This window comes from Chitinimonas violaceus, from assembly GCF_052601015.1.
Window position 1 is genome coordinate 1 of record NZ_JBQXDJ010000132.1, and the last position, 4,257, is coordinate 4,257.

At 47.6% G+C, this 4,257-nt stretch carries 5 protein-coding genes; 4 read left to right on the forward strand and 1 reads right to left on the reverse strand.

Translation table 11 applies throughout. The annotated features are described in order from the left end of the window. Positions 1-875: 875 nt before the first annotated feature. The 3 genes from ACUHMQ_RS20220 (at position 876) to ACUHMQ_RS20230 (ending at position 2,000) form a co-directional block, all read left to right on the forward strand. The gene (locus ACUHMQ_RS20220) at positions 876-1,460 is read left to right on the forward strand and encodes a substrate-binding periplasmic protein (protein ID WP_445297252.1); all 585 of its coding nucleotides are present in this window, start codon (positions 876-878) and stop codon (positions 1,458-1,460) included. Positions 1,461-1,557: 97 nt separating this feature from the next. Next, complete coding sequence (locus tag ACUHMQ_RS20225; RefSeq protein ID WP_445297253.1) at positions 1,558-1,767, forward strand: phage major tail tube protein; 210 nt, start codon at positions 1,558-1,560, stop codon at positions 1,765-1,767. A 134-nt stretch (positions 1,768-1,901) separates the two neighbouring features. After that, entirely contained in the window at positions 1,902-2,000 is a 99-nt protein-coding gene (locus ACUHMQ_RS20230) for a GpE family phage tail protein (protein ID WP_445297254.1), read from the forward strand. A gap of 1,101 nt (positions 2,001-3,101) precedes the next feature. Here the strand turns inward: ACUHMQ_RS20230 and ACUHMQ_RS20235 are convergent. Next, positions 3,102-3,272 (reverse strand): hypothetical protein, encoded by a 171-nt coding sequence (locus ACUHMQ_RS20235; RefSeq protein WP_445297255.1) that lies wholly within the window; start codon positions 3,270-3,272, stop codon positions 3,102-3,104. Between the two features lie 173 nt (positions 3,273-3,445). On the opposite strand from ACUHMQ_RS20235, the gene ACUHMQ_RS20240 reads away from it, so the two are divergent. Beyond that, on the forward strand, positions 3,446-3,910 hold the full coding sequence (locus tag ACUHMQ_RS20240; protein ID WP_445297256.1) for a hypothetical protein: 465 nt from the start codon (positions 3,446-3,448) through the stop codon (positions 3,908-3,910). The last annotated feature ends 347 nt before the right edge of the window (positions 3,911-4,257 follow it).

A 4,257-nucleotide genomic window follows, 5' to 3' on the forward strand; every position in this document is an offset into this window, starting at 1 on the left:
TTACTAAGCTCAATCGGCTACGTGCCACCAGCAGAAGCGGAGACAGCTTATTACCGACAGCTAAACGAGCAGGCACAGTTCGCCTGTCTCTAACAACTGAGCCTCCACGAAAACCGGGGGGATTCAGGGGCTGATTTTTAGGTGGAACGAGGAGTTAGAGGAAATTGGCATATGTGAGTTCTGACTACCGCCCCACTTTGTTCTTCCCGCTCTCTCAATAGCAATCCAGCATACTGCAAAGTATTCTATTGAGAAAGTAAATGATTGATTTAATCGTATTTACCTAGATCTGCCCAACGCCAATTCCATCAGAAGTCAATGGCTAAATTATGCTTATGGCGTACAGTTCAATATAAGTCCGAACCTTATCAATATGGCCAATGAATTCTCATCAAATTAATTATCTAGCTTGTCCCACTAGCTACTAAGGCTTTTTACTGCTTAATAAATACAATAACGAGAGAAATCCTTGGATATCAAACCGTTCGAGACTGAGCATCAAAACTTATCAAATTGCTGACAAAGTGTTAGCCAAAAAATTATCAAAGCTTTATTTACTTAGTGATTAGTGCGTATTACACAAGGAACCAAAATTAGAGTAGTCACTCTTATTTGAATAAATATTGTCCGCATTAAGCCTTGCTTTTGCCTCCTGAGTTAGTCTCGGTTCTTTTGCCTTAGCTCATACTGCTTTTGGTTCTTGAAAAATGCCTTCTCTATATAAACCTACCTATCTATTCGGTTGTCTCTGCGCGGTATTCAGTCCATTCTGCCAAGCGTCGAGTCCATCTGTCCCTCCCACTATTACTTTACTACTAGGTGAGCATTGCGATGACAAGGGCTATGTACTGCCCATAGAAACAAAGCGGCAAAAGTTGATCACATTGATAGGTACAGAAGCCGGCATAAAATTCGATATAAAGGCCTATCCTTGGCGCCGCGCCCAAAAACTGGCAGAGCGGGGAAAAGGTCTGTTATGGGGCATTTCTAAAACTCCGGAACGCGCCCGCCACTTCATCTTTTCGGAACCCGTGTTTACATCCCGCGTCTGGATGATAGTACCTACCGGCCAGACATTCTCCTATCAGTCCATTCAGGACTTACTGGGCAAAAGGATCGCTATTACAGGTGGCGCTCAATACGAGGGGGATTTTGAAGCCCATCGTGGTACTTTGTTTACCGTGGAAGAAGGTGCCAGCACTTTGAGCACCCGTTTAGCCATGCTAACGCAGGGGCGTGTTGACATGGTATTGCTAGGTACACTGCACTCTACCGCCAACCAGTTCGAAACCTGGTTGAATAGTAGCCACCATACCAACGGTGGTCCTTGGTCTGTTTTGAAACAGCCGTTGTTGGTTGAACCTGCACATATTGCGGCCGCACGTAACTACTCCATCAATCAGTATCTTCCCGCGATTGATCAAGCAATTATTCGTTTACGCCAGCGCGGATTAGTCTAAGCCACACGTAGCTACCTAGCTACACGCTCTTGAAGTTAATATATGACAAGTCAGGTTTTTCCTCCTGACTCTACTTTTCCAGAAACAGCTCCTTTATTTGCCCGAAGAGCGAGTCTCACTCGACCATCCGCTTTCAGAGAAAACCGGCGACGATGCCCTGTTTAACGCCAAGCTGTCTCTCGGTTACGTCAAGCTGACGATCAACAACCACACAGTCATTGAGATCGACGAAGGCGGCGTGGTATCCATAGTCAACAGTCGTGACCAACTTGCTACCGCTCGCAAAGCCAGCAGCCGTAGCAACTAACTCTTAAAGAAATGAGTATAAACAAGGTATCGCGGTGCTTGACCCAGTAGACGTGTTCCAACTGGGTAAGGCAGTAATGGGTTCCTGCTCCAAAAGCCTTGAGGGAGAATGCATCCCAGCCCATGTAGGATGCTATGGCCGATATCGCGACAGTCATTCATTGGCAGCCGGAAGCCATAAACGAGTTAACAGTATCGGAGCTGATGGACTGGCGCGAGTGCGCCCGAGTATGAAGTGGCGTAAAGGAACAGCGACGCCACAAACAAAGGCGGCTGACGGGTAGAAAGAATCTATCCAGTTGGCTGCCTCGCTTGGTTTAAACCCCAAATAGTTTCATTCGACGAGGATATAGTTCCTCGGGTCTTGGCGGTCTCGTATCCATATACTTGCCTGGCCGTCTTCCTCTACGTAAATTCGCCAGCATGCAATGCCTAGGCAGTGCACATACACGTCGTCGTTACCGCCTGCCACTTGGTTAAATTCGAGCGTTTCCAATATTTGCATAGTAGTTATTTACACGTGATGAATGATAAATGCTGACATTTCTCTACTAGCTATCAGGGGATAACGTGATTACGTGCGCTTCCGGCAGCCCTCTGGAAAAACCAATTTGTTCACAGCATTAATTTCATTCTCCGTCACCGTTCCGTCTGGAGACGCGATACGTAGAATTTGGGCTGCTTCCCGAGCCACAGTAGTTGGTAGGCACCTCGGTTCATATTTACCTGCACCGAAAGCTTGGTTAAGTTCCATCGTGTTAAGTGTTTGCATGATTATCTTCTGCAAGGAGGTGGGGAGTTACCAATCCGGAATGGGGATTGGCAGAATGGGTACTGCTTTTCATTAGTTAAACCTGATGTATCGTGGTTCCCTATTCCCATCCAACTTGTCCTTGCCCTCTGATAACCCTTACCTGTGCCGCGAAATAGACGATGCAATAACCAATTTCACTCTATTCAAGCATTGGCTTCTGTCCGTAATAAAGCCATGATGGGTACAGAAGCAGAAATAATGCGGATGCGCCCTCTTCAAGGGCAGCTAGACGTAAAAAAATCTAATAAGGCGGCTAACTGGTTTCCAGTGCTTCCTACCAGTTAGCCACCTTGTCCCATTGCTTAAAAAGGAATTTTTAAGGGGAGGAATTTCCGACTTGGTTTTGGCTGACCACTTGGCTGAACCGAAGTACCATTTCGCTTGTCACTTACAAGCCTACATCGGTAAATCGAGCAAGCTATGGCGCCAGTGACCTTACCCCCGCTTACCTGTTCTCGTTCAGTTAGATTCAGTTCATACATGATTGTCCCCGATGTGCTGTAACCCATCCTGCTGCCGAATCACCATGTTTGGTCGCAGGCCATGACGATGCTAGGAAAGAAAGTAGCGCTCCATTCTGGGGAAATAGCGGCATAGTCCATCGCTGTTAAGCTAACCGATACATCGAAGCCGGTATCGCCGGATACGCCACCCGCAACACGATCAATGTCCATCAAGTCTAGCTCTTGCATTTTGTGCTCCTTTAAGTTTGCCGAAAGACCAATCCAATGGCGGAGCGTGAGTGTAGAGGTGCTGACTTGGGGCCACCAATAGTACAAGTGTCCCGACCCCTAAGAGCCAGTCTGGTTGTAGGCTACGTTGGCACAAGCGCCGCGTGCGGCAAAGCTGGCTAATACGGGGCAGCATGGGAGTTTCCCTAGCCTCCCTAAAATCCTTCAAGAGCGACCAGAAACTACGGCTACAGGTCTTCTTTTCCGCCGTGGATAAGATCGCTGCACCCCTTAAGCGCGTCAGTACAGCGGATACCGCCACCACCGCCAAAATCAAAGAACTTCGCGACAAGCTGTCACAGTTGAACAAGACCACCAGCCAAGTTGATAGCTATCAAACTGCCAGCGAACAGCTCGCCAAGACCGGGCGTACCCTCAAAGAAGGAATATGCACGAGCCTTAGGTTTGCAGCTGAAGGCCCGTGTGATATCGAGCAGCATAGAGGAATAAAGATGCCAAGAACCAAAGACGATTCCCGCTACAGCCGGTCCCATAACCATCTACTCGCCGTACCACCCTCTACTGTCACCCTGCAGGTCTCTATCGCCACCGTGCCGTTTTCTACGATATGCATTTGCTCACAGGGCATATCTAGATAAAAAGCGCTTTGACTATGGTTACCGCCTGCTACTTGGTTAATTTCTGCGGTTTCCAGCGTTTGCATACTTATCTTTCGTGGAGAATCAATGAATTCCACAGCGCGACAAAAAACTGCGCTGTGGAATCCTCACTCAGTATGGCTAATGCCTACCAGAGCGAAGCTTTAGCTAATTAGCTGGCAGCTCTTGGAAAATTACAGTTCTTCCGAAATTCAGGATTGAGGGGTAATCCCCCCGGAAAATAGGGGTGTGCAGAAGTAGAATTTTCTCGGATAGAGGGAGTTCTACAAAATGAAGAAATCGAGATTTTCGGACAGCCAAATCATCACCGTGCTTAAGGAGGCAGA